At 64.1% G+C, this 14,446-nt stretch carries 16 protein-coding genes; 12 read left to right on the top strand and 4 right to left on the bottom strand.

Going from position 1 to position 14,446, the window contains the following annotated elements:
• Positions 1–7 precede the first annotated feature (7 nt).
• Positions 8–679, top strand: coding sequence for a hypothetical protein (locus tag HJA_RS00470; protein ID WP_155839814.1), 672 nt, complete (start codon positions 8–10; stop codon positions 677–679).
• A gap of 35 nt (positions 680–714) precedes the next feature.
• Here the strand turns inward: HJA_RS00470 and HJA_RS00465 are convergent, their stop codons facing one another.
• A complete protein-coding gene (locus HJA_RS00465) occupies positions 715–1,923 on the bottom strand; it encodes a sensor domain-containing phosphodiesterase (protein ID WP_162177006.1) in 1,209 nt (402 codons plus the stop codon).
• Positions 1,924–2,211: 288 nt separating this feature from the next.
• Between HJA_RS00465 and HJA_RS00460 the strand changes: the two genes are divergently transcribed.
• Both HJA_RS00460 and HJA_RS17680 read left to right on the top strand, forming a co-directional pair.
• Complete coding sequence (locus HJA_RS00460) at positions 2,212–2,850, top strand: EF-hand domain-containing protein (RefSeq protein ID WP_035576909.1); 639 nt, start codon at positions 2,212–2,214, stop codon at positions 2,848–2,850.
• Between the two features lie 14 nt (positions 2,851–2,864).
• Positions 2,865–3,209, top strand: coding sequence for a YXWGXW repeat-containing protein (locus HJA_RS17680; protein WP_051597201.1), 345 nt, complete (start codon positions 2,865–2,867; stop codon positions 3,207–3,209).
• Positions 3,210–3,359: 150 nt separating this feature from the next.
• On the opposite strand, the gene HJA_RS00450 is transcribed toward HJA_RS17680, so the two are convergent.
• Complete coding sequence (locus HJA_RS00450; RefSeq protein ID WP_035576906.1) at positions 3,360–3,713, bottom strand: UrcA family protein; 354 nt, start codon at positions 3,711–3,713, stop codon at positions 3,360–3,362.
• A gap of 348 nt (positions 3,714–4,061) precedes the next feature.
• A complete protein-coding gene (locus HJA_RS00445; RefSeq protein ID WP_035576904.1) occupies positions 4,062–4,529 on the bottom strand; it encodes a DUF1203 domain-containing protein in 468 nt (155 codons plus the stop codon).
• A gap of 126 nt (positions 4,530–4,655) precedes the next feature.
• Between HJA_RS00445 and HJA_RS00440 the strand changes: the two genes are divergently transcribed.
• The gene (locus HJA_RS00440) at positions 4,656–5,348 is read left to right on the top strand and encodes a hypothetical protein (protein WP_035576902.1); all 693 of its coding nucleotides are present in this window, start codon (positions 4,656–4,658) and stop codon (positions 5,346–5,348) included.
• A 119-nt stretch (positions 5,349–5,467) separates the two neighbouring features.
• Entirely contained in the window at positions 5,468–6,919 is a 1,452-nt protein-coding gene (locus HJA_RS00435; RefSeq protein WP_035576898.1) for an AMP nucleosidase, read from the top strand.
• Positions 6,920–6,988: 69 nt separating this feature from the next.
• On the opposite strand, the gene HJA_RS00430 is transcribed toward HJA_RS00435, so the two are convergent.
• Positions 6,989–7,546 (bottom strand): lipid-binding SYLF domain-containing protein, encoded by a 558-nt coding sequence (locus tag HJA_RS00430; protein ID WP_035576896.1) that lies wholly within the window; start codon positions 7,544–7,546, stop codon positions 6,989–6,991.
• Between the two features lie 134 nt (positions 7,547–7,680).
• Between HJA_RS00430 and HJA_RS00425 the strand changes: the two genes are divergently transcribed.
• The 7 genes from HJA_RS00425 (at position 7,681) to HJA_RS00395 (ending at position 14,439) form a co-directional block, all read left to right on the top strand.
• Positions 7,681–8,460, top strand: a complete 780-nt coding sequence (locus HJA_RS00425; RefSeq protein ID WP_035576894.1) for a tyrosine-protein phosphatase — start codon at positions 7,681–7,683, stop codon at positions 8,458–8,460.
• A gap of 55 nt (positions 8,461–8,515) precedes the next feature.
• A complete protein-coding gene (locus HJA_RS00420; RefSeq protein ID WP_035576891.1) occupies positions 8,516–10,219 on the top strand; it encodes a DNA polymerase III subunit gamma/tau in 1,704 nt (567 codons plus the stop codon).
• A gap of 11 nt (positions 10,220–10,230) precedes the next feature.
• On the top strand, positions 10,231–10,554 hold the full coding sequence (locus tag HJA_RS00415; protein ID WP_035576889.1) for a YbaB/EbfC family nucleoid-associated protein: 324 nt from the start codon (positions 10,231–10,233) through the stop codon (positions 10,552–10,554).
• Between the two features lie 196 nt (positions 10,555–10,750).
• A complete protein-coding gene (locus HJA_RS00410) occupies positions 10,751–12,091 on the top strand; it encodes a DNA recombination protein RmuC (protein WP_035576887.1) in 1,341 nt (446 codons plus the stop codon).
• Between the two features lie 46 nt (positions 12,092–12,137).
• A complete protein-coding gene (gene def / locus HJA_RS00405; protein ID WP_035576885.1) occupies positions 12,138–12,668 on the top strand; it encodes a peptide deformylase in 531 nt (176 codons plus the stop codon).
• Positions 12,669–12,828: 160 nt separating this feature from the next.
• On the top strand, positions 12,829–13,782 hold the full coding sequence (fmt, locus tag HJA_RS00400; protein ID WP_035576883.1) for a methionyl-tRNA formyltransferase: 954 nt from the start codon (positions 12,829–12,831) through the stop codon (positions 13,780–13,782).
• Positions 13,783–13,950: 168 nt separating this feature from the next.
• Positions 13,951–14,439: a GNAT family N-acetyltransferase gene (locus tag HJA_RS00395; RefSeq protein ID WP_035576882.1), complete on the top strand. Its 489-nt coding sequence runs from the start codon at positions 13,951–13,953 to the stop codon at positions 14,437–14,439.
• The last annotated feature ends 7 nt before the right edge of the window (positions 14,440–14,446 follow it).

Raw genomic sequence — 14,446 nt, 5'->3', positions numbered from 1 at the left:
GATGGGCGTGCGCAGCGACATCCTCGGCTGGGTCATCCACCGGCTTCAGGACATTGATGCAGCCGATTCTTCGGCCCGTCAGGCGCTTTTCGAGGCGCTTCGGGCCGAAGTCGGGCAGGGTGGCTTTGGTGGCTATCCGGCAGAGGATGTCCTCCCTCACCTTGAAAGCGCGATTGCCCGGCAGGATGTCTACTGGATAAGCCAGGTGCCGCGCGTCCCTGCGCCTACATCAGCACCAGAACCCGCTTCGGTTTTGCCGCCACCGGCGTCGCGACCGCCCAGCTGGGGCTGGCGGCGTATCCTGCCTGTGCCGAAGACGCCGCCCGGCCCGCCGCCGGGATTTGCTGAGGGACCCTTTTCGGATCATGTCTATGAAACGGTCCCGTTGGTCGTCAGTGGTCGAACGGCTGAGTGCCAAATCTCCTGGGCCTATGATCCGGCCTGTCGGCTGGCGGCACATTGTGATGCAATTGGCTTTCGCTTCGAAACACGCGCTTTCAGCTTCTGCCATGCGGTAGAGCATCTTGGGGCCGTGCTGCGTCGCGGCGGGCTTATCCTGCAGGTTGCGGCCTTCGTGCCGGGGGCTGACTGGCTCAGCGATGCCCGCGACGAGGAAGCCGTCCGATTGCCCGCAGGCGGCGACACCCGTCATGCCTTCGCGGACATTACGCAGGCCTAAGCTGGTCTGGCGGGTTTCCGGAAAAGCGGCTTGCCTCAGGCGCGCAGGCGCAGGTCCGATTCCGGCAGGTCGGGCAATTGCATCGACGGGCGTCCGAGCAGGTAGCCCTGTCCCTTGTGCACGCCGAGTTCGCGCAGGATCGCGAGCTCTGAGTCCTTCTCGATCCCTTCGGCGACCACATGGCCGCGTGTTTCCTGCGTGAACGACACAAGCGCGCGGACGAGTGCCCGGTGCGAGGCGCAGGAATCCAGGTCCCGCGTGATGCTCATGTCCAGCTTGATGATGTCAGGGTGCAGCTGGAGGATATGGCGCATCGAGGCATAGCCCGCACCCGCATCGTCCACGGCAAGGCGCGTGCCCTGACGGCGCAGCGGGGCGAGGGCGGTTTTCAGCTCCTCGTAACAGCCGACCTGCGCATGCTCGGTCACTTCGATAACAATCCGCTGCAAGGGATAGTGTGACACCAGCTGCAGGAAGTCCTCGCTGACAATGGTGGAGGGCGATGCATTGACTGACAGGAACCGGCGCGGTTCCAGCCGCGGCATCGCGTTGAGGGCCTTTTCGATCGCGCTGAGTTCCAGCTCGGCCAGGCAGCCGACATCGTCGGCCTCGGCAAACAGGATGTCCGGCGGGCAAGCGCCCGGGCCGGAGAAACGGCTGAGGGCTTCATAGCCAACGGTCTGCATGCTGGTGATGTTGACAATCGGCTGGAAGACCACGTCCAGCGAGCCGGAGTCGAGCACGTCACGCACGCGGCGGCGCTTGGTTTCGATAATCGCCTCGGTACGGATCTTTTCGTCCAGGTGCTCGCCCACGAGATTGGCGAAGATCCGCATGGTTGCCAGGTCACGTTCGTTCAGCGTTTTGTTCGCCGTGTGGCTGAAGCCGCACATCATGCCGTAAATGCGCCCGTCCTTCAGCTGGATCGGTACGCCGATATGCGAAGCGATATTGAGGTTTTTCGTGACCGAGAGCTCGCGCGAAAACGGGATCGCCTGCGTGTCGCAGATCAGTTCCGGCAGGTTCCCGATGGAGACATTGTGACAGTAGGTCTGCTTGTGCGCCAACTTGTCGCCGGCGCTGAGCCGCGCATTGTCCAGGTCGTCCCGGCCAGCCGGGTCGCAGACATGGTGGTAAACCATGTGCCGTTCGGTGATTTCAGAAATATAGGTAACATCCAGGCCGAGATGTTCGCGAACGACCGCAAGCGCGGACGCAAAGAGATCTGACTTGCCTGTGCCCATTGTATCGGAATCCTTCGATACCAGTGAGCTCGTCAGATGCGAGAGACAGTTTTCCATATCACGCGGATACCCCGGCCTTGTTGAGATAGGGAAAACAACAGGCACGAAGCTTCCATACTGTGTTAACCTTACAACAAGGGTCTGCCGTGGCAGGGCAGACGGGCGCGTCCTTGGCGGACGACTGCACCCGTCAGGCAAATGTCAGCCAATTCTGTCAGACAGACCCTGAACTGGGAGGGTTTGGCAGCCGCGTATTGCCTGCGGCGCGTTCAGCATGAGGAGGTAGAAATGCTGAAACTGAAATGCCTCGGAGTAGCGGTGATCCTGTCTGGCGCTGTTGCTGTTTCGGGTCTTGCTTATGCGCAAGGCGGTAATCGGCAGGGTGGTGGACAAGGGACCGGGCAGGGCGCCGGCATGGGCTCCATGGCTGGCGACACCGATCGCGACCGGCTCCGGGTGATGGATCCGGCCTCCGGCCGCGACAAGCTGCAGGATCGGGATCGCGACCGTGACATGATCCGCGATCCGGACCGTGACCGGCGTTACATCGGTACGCAGGACCGTCTGCGCAAATTCGACCGCGACGGCGACGCCCGCGTCAACCGCGTCGAATTCGAAGACTGGCACAAGGACATGTTCGACCAGATGGATGCGGACGGAAACGGCCTGACGCTGGAAGAATACCATGCCACGCGCTTCGGCCCCGGCCCTTACAGCGATACCAATCCGGAACGCCAGGCGCTGATGCGCCAGCAGGCGAACCTGCGCAAGACCGAGCGTTACCGTGTCATGGATGGCAATGGCGATGGCATTGTCAGCCGCGAGGAATACATGCGCTTTGGCGAGCACGCCTGGCTGGAGGCCGACACGAATGATGACGGCCAGCTGAGCTGGGGCGAGCTGCAATCCTACAATCGCGGCATGTGAGGGGAGGGTGAACCATGTCCGGAAGAACCGCTCTTCGCGCTGCCGCCGCCGTTGCCGGCCTCACACTGCTGACGGCCTGTGCCGGCTACGGCGGGCCGTACCGGCATTATGGGCCGCCCCCGGCGGGCACCGTTTACATCACGACGGCGCCGCCGCCGCCGCGCACCGTGATCATTCCGCCGCGTCCGACCTCCCTGTCGGTCTGGATCAGCGGCTACTGGAACTGGACGGGAACTGACTTTGTCTGGGTCGACGGTCATTGGGACCGCTCACCCCCGCATGCCGGCGCACTTTGGGTGCCGGACCAGTGGGTGAAGACCAATCGGGGTTGGTACCGCAAGCCTGGCCGCTGGAAATAGACCCCCTTCGGCAGCCAGCCCAGTCGGAAAGACCCGGTTTTCCCGGCCGGGTCTTTCTAGCATTCGGGATTCCGGGCCCTGTAGCCGGAATCAGTGAGGGGCGCCCGTGGCCGCGGGCGCCCCTCCAACGCTATTCCGGGAGGAAATGGTCTAGCGTTGTTCGTAAGAGGCGGTTTCGACCGATGCGAGACGGGCGAACTTCGGAGCCGTTGTCAGGCCCATTTCTTCACGCTCCTGCAGGATCTTGACGGCCGCCTGGGCCATCACGTCATCGGCGCAGGCGCGGTCAACAACCGGGCCGCGGCCAAACTTACTGCCGGAAGAGGTGCAGGCGCTGCGAGCCTGGGAGCGGATGTCGGAGAGCACGAGCTCGGCGCCCGAATCGGATGCCAGCAGGTCGTGGTCATAGGAGATGTCGACGGTGATCGGCGTGGACACTTCAGCGGAAGCGGCGAACGGCACGACGGCAACGAGGGCAGCGGCCGCGATCATTTGTTTCATCATGAGAATTCAGTCCTTCAGAGTTTGGTGCCGTCTTCCCAACGGCTTTGAAACTCCTCCCTCAGCGCGCATTACGCAACTCAATCGCCCCGAAACACGCCGGCCCGGAAACACACACTCCCGGGCAGACGCTGGCCAGCCCCGAAGCGGTCGCGTGCTGCACCGCAACAATCGTCTCGCATGCGCAGCATTTCAAGAGGCATTTGTCAGCCAGCTGCTGCCAGAAGCATGTAGGAATCCTGACCGCCTGCCGTTCGTGCACGTCTGCCCAAAGCTTTGCCGCATCCTGCCAAAGGCAGCGCGCACTGCGGTCACCCGCTGTCAGGCGAACTGTCAGAAATCCTTCAAGATTTACGCGCGGTCGACCCTTGCAGCAAAGCAACCCTGCTTTGCAAAATGGAGGTGGATATAGTCTGTGGACGGATGCCGGAACAAGGTCCCGATGCATGCCGCTACGTCAATGCCGTCGGTGACCTCGGCGTTAACCATCATGCCGTCAGCATCGAAGGCGCGTAGCGAAATTATACGCCTGCGGATCATGTCCGGAACCTCGCCGGGCGGCAGGTCGGCGGATGCCACGCCGTCGCGCACATAGATGGCATGGCTGGCCCGGAAGGGCGTCTCTGCCTCCTGATGGGTGTAGTGGAGCAGGTGCACCGTTTCGCCCGGCCGGGCATCCTCAAGGCTGACGCGGCAGGGATAGCCAGGATACGTATCCACCATCAGGCGTTTGATAAGCCTGGCGGACAGGGCCGCCTCGTCGAGGCCGGAGAGGCCTGCGAACGGGGCGGCGGGCAGGGCACGAATCCGGAATGACATGGGCAGGTCTCCTTTTTTCCTCTGCTGGACCTATCGCCTTTGCGGAGGGCGCGCCCACCCGCTGCTTGCTGTCGGACAGGGGAGGCCTCAATCCGTCGGAACAGGGAAGGGCGCAGGCTAAGCACCATGATGATTTCACCCGTTCGCCTCTCTGCTTCTCTTGGCCTCGCCTGGGCCTTCGCCGGTCAGCAGGCCGCTGCGCTTGCCACCCGGCTGGGCCTCGGCCCGCTGGGCATGCGCGCCTTCCTGCCGCGCGCCGTCTGCCGGGCGATGGACGGCGAGCTGAAGCGGCTGGAGACGATGGTGCGCCGTATCCTGTTCCTGACCGCCATGGAGACGCCGCTGCCCGAGGCCGAGCCGGTATCGCCAAGCAAGGCCGCTGCGAAAGACGTGCCGCTTGGCCGTCCGGCGCCGGAACCGCGCGTCTTCACCTTGCCTGTCTTCCGCCTGACCGAGACATCGCCGTCGCCCGCGCAGAAAGCGTCCCGCCTCGCTGCGCGGCTTGCGGCCCGTGCCCGTTACGAGGCCGGGCGGGCAGATCCCGACGCGCGGCCTGGCCCGCATGATCTCGTGCCGGCCAAGCGGCTGATGAATCGCTTCGCGGCGCTGGAACAGGCGCTCAGCGACCCGGAGGCGCAGGTCATCCGCTTCCGCCGCAAGCTCGCCCGCATCCGGGCCGACAAATCGCTGCCGCTGCCCGTCGCGGACGTGCCGCCGGCCGCCTGTACCGGGCTGCAGAACCGGCCCGTCACGCGCGACCTGTTCTGGACACTGCACGATGCGGCGCTCAGCTGGTTGCCGGTTCTCGACTCCGGCTGAAGCTTCCTGAAAACACATGGCTTTTCACCGGCCGGGCTTGCCCCGCGCCGGGCAGGTGTGCTGGCCGCTGTCATATCAAGGTGAATTGACAGGCCCCTTCCTCTGGGGCAGATGGCGCCATGTCGAAACTCACTACACCTGAAGCCGTCATCGACGCCCTCGAAAAGCTCTACGCTGAGGCCGTTGAGGCGCAAGCTGCCGCCCTCGATAAATTCCTGCATGAAGGCACGCCGCCCGACCCGGCGCTACGGGCCTCCGGCGCGTTCTGCTATCCGCAGATCCGGATCGTCTACAATCCGGATGGGCCGGCCCCGCGGATCTCCCGTTCCTTCGGACGCATCTCGGAACCCGGCACTTATATTTCCACCTTCACCCGGCCGGACTTTTTCCGTCCCTATCTGATGGAGCAGCTGACCCCGCTGCTGAAATATTACGAGATCGAGCTGTTCGTCGAACGCTCGCAGTCGGAAATGCCCTACGCCTATGTGTGGGAGCAGGGGCAGGCGTCCGGCCTTGAGGAAATTTCCCCGGCCGAACTCGCCCGCCACTTTCCGAGCCCGGACCTCTCCGAGATCGGCGATGAAGTGGCCGATGGCGATCTCTACGAGCCCTTCACCGAACGTCCGCTGGCCCTGTTCGATGCCCTGCGGACCGATTTCTCCCTGAAGCGGCTGCAGCATTATACCGGCACGCCGGTGGAGCATTTCCAGCACTATATTCTGTTCACGAACTACCATCGCTATGTCGATGCGTTCTGCGACTGGGGGCTGGAACAGCTCGCCAACGGATCGCGCTACACATCCCTGTCGGTGCCGGGCGGGCTGGAGATCACCGAGCCGACGGACACGTCCCGCGCCGAGATCGACGCCTCGCCGTGGCGCCGCTCGCAGATGCCGGCCTATCACCTCCGCGCGGCGAACAATACCGGCATCACGCTGGTCAATATTGGCGTCGGCCCGTCCAACGCAAAGACGATCACGGACCATCTGGCCGTCATCCGCCCGCAATGCTGGCTGATGGTCGGCCATTGCGGCGGCCTGCGCCATTCGCAGGCCATCGGCGATTACGTCCTGGCCCACGCCTATCTGCGTGAAGACCATGTGCTCGACTCCGTCCTGCCGCCGGAGATCCCGATCCCGGCACTGGCAGAGGTTCAGATCGCGCTGCAGGAATCAGCCGCCCATGTCACCGGCGAATCCGGCGACGAGCTGAAGAAGCGCCTGCGGACCGGCACCGTGGTGACCACGGATGATCGCAACTGGGAGCTGCGCTTCTCGGCCTCGGCCCCGCGGTTCAACAAGTCGCGCGCCATCGCCATCGAGATGGAAAGCGCGACCATCGCCGCCAACGGTTATCGCCTCCGCGTGCCCTATGGCGTGCTGCTCTGCGTGTCGGACAAGCCGCTGCATGGCGAGATCAAGCTGCCGGGCGCCGCCAACCGCTTCTACGAGCGCGCCATCGGCGAGCATATCCGCATCGGCATCGAGACGCTCGAACGCCTCGCCGCCGACAAGGGCGCCAAGCTCCACAGCCGCAAACTCCGCAGCTTCGACGAGCCGCCGTTCCGGTAACCGGCCATCGCGCACAAAAAAGCCGGCGCAACCGTTTGGCTGCGCCGGCTTTTCTTTTGGTGGATCAGCTTAGTCCAGCTTGTTGATCTTCGTGCCTTCGATGCTGATGCCGGCCATCAGGCCCTTCTGGTCGAAGATGAAGGCATAGGCGTCGTCCTGCAGGGAGGTGGTCGACAGGTTCTGCGCGACGCCGGCATTCACCAGCACCACGGTCGGGCCGACACCGATTTCCCAGCCATCGGACTCGCGGACATATTCCACCGCGTCGTCATTCATCAGGAAGACGGCATAGCCATATTGCTGGGCGCCGGCCTGCAGGCCCCAGGAGCCCGTGAAGGTGGAGTAGTAGCCAGTCACCGCGCCGCCCTGGCGCATTTCGCCTTCGCCATAAGCGCCGCCAATGCCGAGCCCGGCCTTCACGATGGACGGGAACACCAGCACGGCGCGGGCCTGCTGGCCGATGGCACGGGCGGCGTCATTCTTGGCGTAGAGCTGGTTCAGCGCCTGACGGCTGTCGGCGTCGATTTCGGCGCGATCCACCTCGTCGGGCAGGGTGGAGCAGGCGGTGACGGAAACCGTCCCCACTGCAAGGCAGGCTGCAGCAATCATTGAACGAAGACGGGTCATTGTGAACTCCTGGTTCTGTTATTCTCGGGACTTGAACGCCCGGCGAAAGCATTCGGTTCCCAGCCCCCACCATGAAGGGCTTGTCATAGGGTCAGGGTAGACGAGCGCGCGGGGCCGCGCTAGCTGCCTTCATTATGAAAGATCGTATCCTGCCGCTTGAAGGCGTTCGCAATTTCCGGGATTTCGGGGGCTATGCCTCCCGTCATGGGGGCCACGTAAAGCAGGGACGGCTGTTCCGCTCCGGCCATTATGCCGAGGCCACGCATGGCGATCTGCAGCAGATACGGCAGAAACGCATCGCCGTTCAGGCAGATTTGCGCCGTCCGGACGAGCGTGAGCGCCAGCCGGGCAAATGGTCCGCCCCAATGACCATTACCCATGATGGCGGCCGCGAGCATGAGGCGCCGCATCACCAGTTCCTGACGAAAGTCGAGGCCGACGCCGAAAAGGCCGAGGCCTGGATGACCGATTACTACCGGGTCGCCCCCTTCAAGGCGCACCACCGGGAGCTGTTCGCCACCTGGTTTGGCCATCTGGCGGAGCTGAAGGACGATGAAGCCGGCCTTGTGAACTGCGCCGCAGGCAAGGACCGCACGGGCATTCTCTGCGCGCTGACCCACCATGTGCTGGGCGTCGCGCAGGACGACATCCACGCCGACTACATCCTCACCAATGAGGCGGTGGATGTGGACGGACGCCTCGGCGAGATCGCCACCATGTTCAACGCCCATATCGGCAAGAACTACGAGCCGGAAGTCTTCCGCCCCTTCATCGGCGTCCGGCTGCCCTACCTCGAAACCGCCATGGGCACGATCATCGGCGAAGTCGGCTCCATCGACGCCTACCTCACCGAAACCCTCGGCGTGACCGAGGCCCAGCAGGACACCATCCGCGAGAAACTGCTCGAAGGCTGAAGCGAGTCACTGCCCCCATTGGCCCGGCCCCTCGCAGAGGCTAAGGTCCCGGCCAATGAGCGAGACCGATTCCGATACCGAGCGCGATGACGCGACCTTCTCCATGTTCGGGGAAGACGAGGCCCCGGCAAAGCCCGGCGCCTATGAAGTGCTCGCCCGGAAATACCGGCCCCGCACCTTCGAGGACCTGATCGGCCAGGAGGCCATGGTCCGCACGCTCCGCAACGCGTTCGAGACGGGCCGGATTGCCCACGCCTTCATGCTGACCGGCGTGCGCGGCATCGGCAAGACGACGACCGCCCGCCTGCTGGCCCGCGCGCTGAACTACACCTCCGCCGATCATGACGGCCCTTCGGTGAATCTGAAGCCGCTGGGCGAGCATTGCGAAGCGATCATGGCCTCGCGCCATCCGGACGTGCTGGAGCTGGACGCCGCCAGCCGCACGGGCGTCGCCGACATGCGCGACCTGCTGGACGGGGCCCGCTACGCGCCGGTCTCGGCCCGGCACAAGGTCTACATCATCGACGAAGTGCACATGCTGTCGAATGCCAGCTTCAACGCGCTCTTGAAGACGCTGGAAGAGCCGCCGCCGCATGTGAAGTTCATCTTCGCCACCACCGAGATCCGCAAGGTGCCGGTCACGGTGCTGTCGCGTTGCCAGCGGTTTGACCTGAAACGGCTGGAGCCTGCCGCGCTCGCCGCCCATCTCGGCCGCATCGCCGAGAAGGAAGGCGCGAAAGTTTCCGAAGAGGGCCTCGCCCTGATCGCGCGGGCTGCCGAAGGCTCGGTCCGCGACGGGCTGTCCATTCTCGACCAGGCCATCGTGCAGACGCTGGAAGGGGAGGCCGTCACCGGCGCCGCCGTCCGCGACATGCTGGGCCTCGGCGACCGGGGCCGCCTGATGGATGCCTTCGAGAAAGCCATCGCAGGCGAGGCGAAAGCGGCGCTGGAAGAAGTGCAGGACCAGGTGCGCGGCGGGGCAGGCCCGGCCATCATCCTGAAAGACCTGCTGGAAATCGCCGCCGATATTTCCATCGCGCAGGCGACGGGCGACGACTACCAGCCTGGCGGCCCGGCCGACTGGGTGGAGCGCACCCGCGCCATGGCCCAGCGCCTGACGCCGGCCGAAGCCGCCCGAACCTGGCAGATCCTTCTGTCGGGCTATAATGTCCTGCAGGTCGCGCCCGACCCGGCCACCGCGCTCAACATGGTCATCCTGCGCCTTGTCGCCTCCGCCGGTCTTCCGTCCCCGGAAGAAGCCGCCCGCATGATCGCGGAGGGCAAAGCCTCGCCGGGAAAGTCTGAGGCACAGGCTGAGGCCCCGCCCGACGCCGGCGGGCTGGACAGCTTTGACAGCATCCTCGCCCACCTGACGGAGCTTCGCGAGATCAATCTCCAGGTCGAGATGGAGCGCTATGTGAAGCCTGGACCGATCCGCTACGGCCACTTCACCTGCGAACTGGAAGCCGCCGCCCCGGCGGACGTGCTGGCCCGGCTGAAAAGCTTCCTCGAACGCCAGACGGGCGATGACTGGGTGGTGGAGCAGATCCGCGGCGGGGCAGAGACGGTACGTGCCGCCGAAATCCGCACCAGGGAAGAACGCTTTGCCTCGGCTGCGGCGCATCCGCTCATCGCGGCGGCCTTGAAGAGCCTGCCGGGCGCCACCATTGTGGATGTTGTCGACGAGGAGCGGGCGAGCCCCGATATTCCCGCCGACGCCGAAAACGTCATAGACCTGAACTCACGCCGCCAAGCCTGAAGGACCCGACCATGAAAGACCTCGCCAAGATCATGCAGCAGGCCCAGCAGATGCAGGGCAAGATGCAGGAAGTGCAGGCCAAGATTGAGTCGACCGAGGCCGATGGCGTCTCCGGCGCAGGCCTCGTGACAGTGCGCCTGCGCGGCAAGGGGGAACTCGTCTCCCTCAGCATCGACCCGAGCCTGATGGGCGACGAGCCGGAAATCCTGGAAGACCTGATCAAGGCCGCCCATGCCGACGCCCGCCGCCGGCTCGACGAGGCGATGGAAGCCGCCATGAAAGAAGCCACCGCCGGCTTCGGCGGCATGATGCCGGGGTTTAAGTTGCCGTTCTGAGGTGGGCAGGGGTGAGGGGCCATCAGGGCTCCGCCGCTTCATCCTTCGACTTCGCTCAGGATGAGTCCGTCCTTTAAGAGCGCTCATGCTGAGCGAAGTCGAAGCACGAGCGCGGGCTCTGGGTGGTTACATTCACCAACTCGACACCCGCTTCTGTTCCGTATATGTTCCATCAGAATCATGCCAGAGAGGCGGAATGGAACCGATTGTCACCATTGCCGGGCAGGGCTTTGACCTTGCCCATCTGATCCTCTTCTTCCTCGCGCTTGGCGCAGGTGTCATTGCGTGGATGCAGCTTGGCACCGCGCAGCAAAAGGCCGAGCGGCTGACGCTGGACCTTGAGCGCGCCACCGATGAGCGCGAAGCTGCCCTGCAGCGCGCGCAGACGCTGGAATCGGTCGCCCGCGAAGCCGAGATCGCCCTCGCCGAAGCAAAAGCCCGCAGCGCTGAAGACGAAAAGAAATTCGCCGACATGGCGCAGGGCGTGCTGCGGCAGGCAAATGCCCAGTTCCTGCAGCTCGCGAACGAGACGTTCGAGAAGCACAAGGAAGGCGCGCAGGGCCAGCTGAAGGAGCTGATCAAGCCGATCGGCGAGAATTTCGACGCCTTCAAGAAACGCGTGGACGAGATCGAGAAAGTCCGCACCGAGGACAAGTCCGCGATCCAGGAACAGGTGAAGGCGATCCATGAGAGCCTGAAGCTGAACACGTCCGAGACCGGCAAGCTCGTCAGCGCCCTGACGGCCCCGAAAGGCGGTGGCCGCTGGGGGGAGATGACGCTCCGCAATGTGATGGAGCAGGCGGGCCTGTCGGCGCATTGCGACTTCTCGGAACAGGTCCATGACGACACCGAAGCGGGGCGCCAGCGCCCGGACGCGGTGATCCACCTGCCGGGCGAACGCCAGATCGTGGTCGACTCCAAGGTCTCGCTCGCCTCCTACATGGAGGCGGTCAATGCCGAGGACCCGGCCGAGCGCGCCGCGCACCTGAAGGCTCACGCCGCCAGCGTCCAGCGGCATGTGAACACGCTCGCCTCAAAGGACTACCAGTCCAATCTCGGCGGCCGGTTTGACTATATCGCCATGTTCATTCCGGGGGAGAATTTCTTCGCCGCCGCGCTGGAACATTCGCCGGACCTGATCGAGAAGGCGATGAGCCGGTCAGTGATCGTCACCACGCCGACAACGCTGATCGCGCTCGCCCGGACGGTGGCCCATCTCTGGCGCCAGCATCAGATGAACGAAAACGCCATGGAGGCGGCGCAGCTCGGCGCAGACCTCTACACGCGGATGGGCGTGATGCTGGGCCATGTCGAAAAGCTCGGCAAATCGCTGAATGGCTCGGTCGATCATTTCAATTCCATGATGGGGTCCTTCGACAAGCGTGTGCTGCCGACGCTGCGCAAGTTCGAGGACATGAAGATCGCCCCGCCGAACAAGGCCCCGGCCGAGCCGAAGCAGATCGAATCCCGCGCAAATACGCCGGAGAACGGCCAGCTGGACCTCGGAGACCCGAAACGGCTGCCCGCAGCCGAATGACTGCCAGCCGTTGACCGGGCGGGGGCGCGCGCCTATCTGAAAAATCATGGCTATTCGCGAAATTCTTACTGTTCCTGATCCGCGCCTGAAAGAGGTGTCGAAGCCCGTTGAGGGTGGCGTCACCGACGAAATTCGCGCGCTCATGGATGACATGCTGGAAACCATGTACGACGCGCCGGGCATTGGCCTGGCCGCGATCCAGATCGGCGTACCGCTGCGCGTCATCGTGATGGACCTCGCCAAGGAAGGCGAGGAGCCCCAGCCGAAGTTTTTCGTGAACCCGGAAATCGTCGAGACGGTGGAAGAGACCCAGCCTTATGAAGAAGGCTGCCTCTCCGTTCCGGACATTTTCGACCAGGTCGAACGGCCGGAAAAATGCCTGATCCGTTATCTCGATTATGATGGCTTCAAGGTCGAGGAATGGGCCGAGGACCTCTACGCTGTCTGTATCCAGCACGAGATGGATCACCTCGAAGGCACACTGTTCATCGACCACCTGTCCCGCCTGAAGCGTCAGCGCGCAGTCGACAAGGTGAAGAAGGCGAAGCTGCGCGCGATGCGCGAAAACGTCGCCTGATCCTCGGATGCGGGGGCTTTTCGCAAAGACATGGTTCCGGTTGCTGCTCGCGGCTCTTATTTCTGGTGGTGTCGTGCTCTGGCTCAGCCTGAATGGCGGAATCCGCTATGGCGGGTTCGGATGGTTCCGTTAGCCTCGCTGGGCCTGGAAGAGAGCTTGCATGACTAGACCGCTCCGTATCGCCTTCATGGGCAGCCCGGACATTGCCGTCGATGTCCTGAAGGCGCTGATCGCTGCCGGGCATGAAATCGCCTGTGTCTATTCCCAGCCGCCGCGCCCGGCCGGCCGGGGCAAGAAGCTGACCCCGACACCTGTGCATGCCTATGCTGAAAGCCAGGGCCTCGAAGTCCGTACCCCGAAGAGCCTGAAGAAAGCGCCCGAGCAGGAAGCATTCGCCGCGCTCGGCCTCGATGCGGCCGTGGTCGTCGCCTATGGCCTGATCCTGCCGCAGGCGATTCTGGACGCGCCGCGCCTTGGCTGTCTCAACATGCATGCCTCGATCCTGCCGCGCTGGCGGGGCGCCGCGCCGATCCAGCGCGCCATCATGGCGGGCGATGACGAGACGGGCGTCGACGCGATGCTGATGGATGCCGGGCTCGATACCGGCCCGGTGCTTGCCTCCCGCCGCACACCGGTCACCACCGAAGACACAGCCGGCAGCGTGCATGACCGGCTGGCAGACCTCGCCGCCGAGCTGGCCCCGGCCGCACTCGCCGGCCTTGCGGATGGCAGTTTGACACCTCAGCCGCAGCCGGAAGAGGGCATCACTTACGCCCACAAGCTCGGGCCGGCAGACCAGAAAGTCGACTGGAACCGTCCGGCCCGTGAGGTGGATTGCCATATCCGCGGCCTGTCGCCATTTCCCGGCGCCTGGTGCAACTGGACCCAGCCCGGCGATGAATCGCCCACGCGGCTGAAACTGCTCGGCGCGCGCCGGTCAGGCCAGGAGACCTCGGCCCCGGCCGGCATGGTTCTGGACGACAATCTGCTGGTGGCCTGTGGGGATGGCGGGACCGTCCGGATCACCCGTTTGCAGAAACCGGGCGGAAAACCGCTGGATGCCGTCCGCTTCCTGAATGGCCAGCCCATTCCTCCGGACACGATGCTGTTCTAGGGCCGCGATACCGGCGAAAACCTGCAATTGTGTTGTATTTACAGCAGTTCCCGTTTAGGGTGAAGGCGCTGCTGGGGGGCGGTTGCCGAGTGCCGATCAATTTGCTGTCGTTTGGCGTGCGCCGGGGTGGACGCGCGCTTCACACCATGCGACCAGAATGGCTCAGACATGAACAAGACGTGGATCCGCCGCCTCCAACCTGCTGATCTTGATGCAGTTTCAGAACTAAACAGACTGGCTTTCAATGGTCCGGAAGAAGCGGCGATTGTCCGCCGGCTTCACGCAGACCAGGACTCGCTCCTGTCCCTTGTGGCGCATCGGGACGATGAGCTTGTCGCTCATATCGAGTTTTTCCGTATTCTCATAGGTGGAAAACCCGCCGGCGTCGGTCTGGGGCCGATGAGTGTAAGACCCGAGGCGCAGGGACGGGGTATCGGCAGCTCCCTGGTGCGCATGGGCCTGACGGTCATGACCGGCCGGGGCGAGAGTATTGTCTTCGTTCTGGGCCATCCGGAATTCTATACCGCGTTCGGTTTTTCGGCCGACCTGGCACGGCCGTTCAAGGCACCCTGGTCGGGACCGGCCTTCATGGCGCGGGTCATCAATCCCGGGGCCCCGGCAGAGGGCGAATTGACGTATCCGGCTGCCTTCGGCTAGGGGCGGG

The sequence above is a fragment of the Hyphomonas jannaschiana VP2 genome (assembly GCF_000685215.1).
GTDB classification, from domain to species: domain Bacteria; phylum Pseudomonadota; class Alphaproteobacteria; order Caulobacterales; family Hyphomonadaceae; genus Hyphomonas; species Hyphomonas jannaschiana.
Note: the sequence above shows the minus strand (reverse complement) of the source record. Positions and strands in the feature narration are given on the sequence as shown.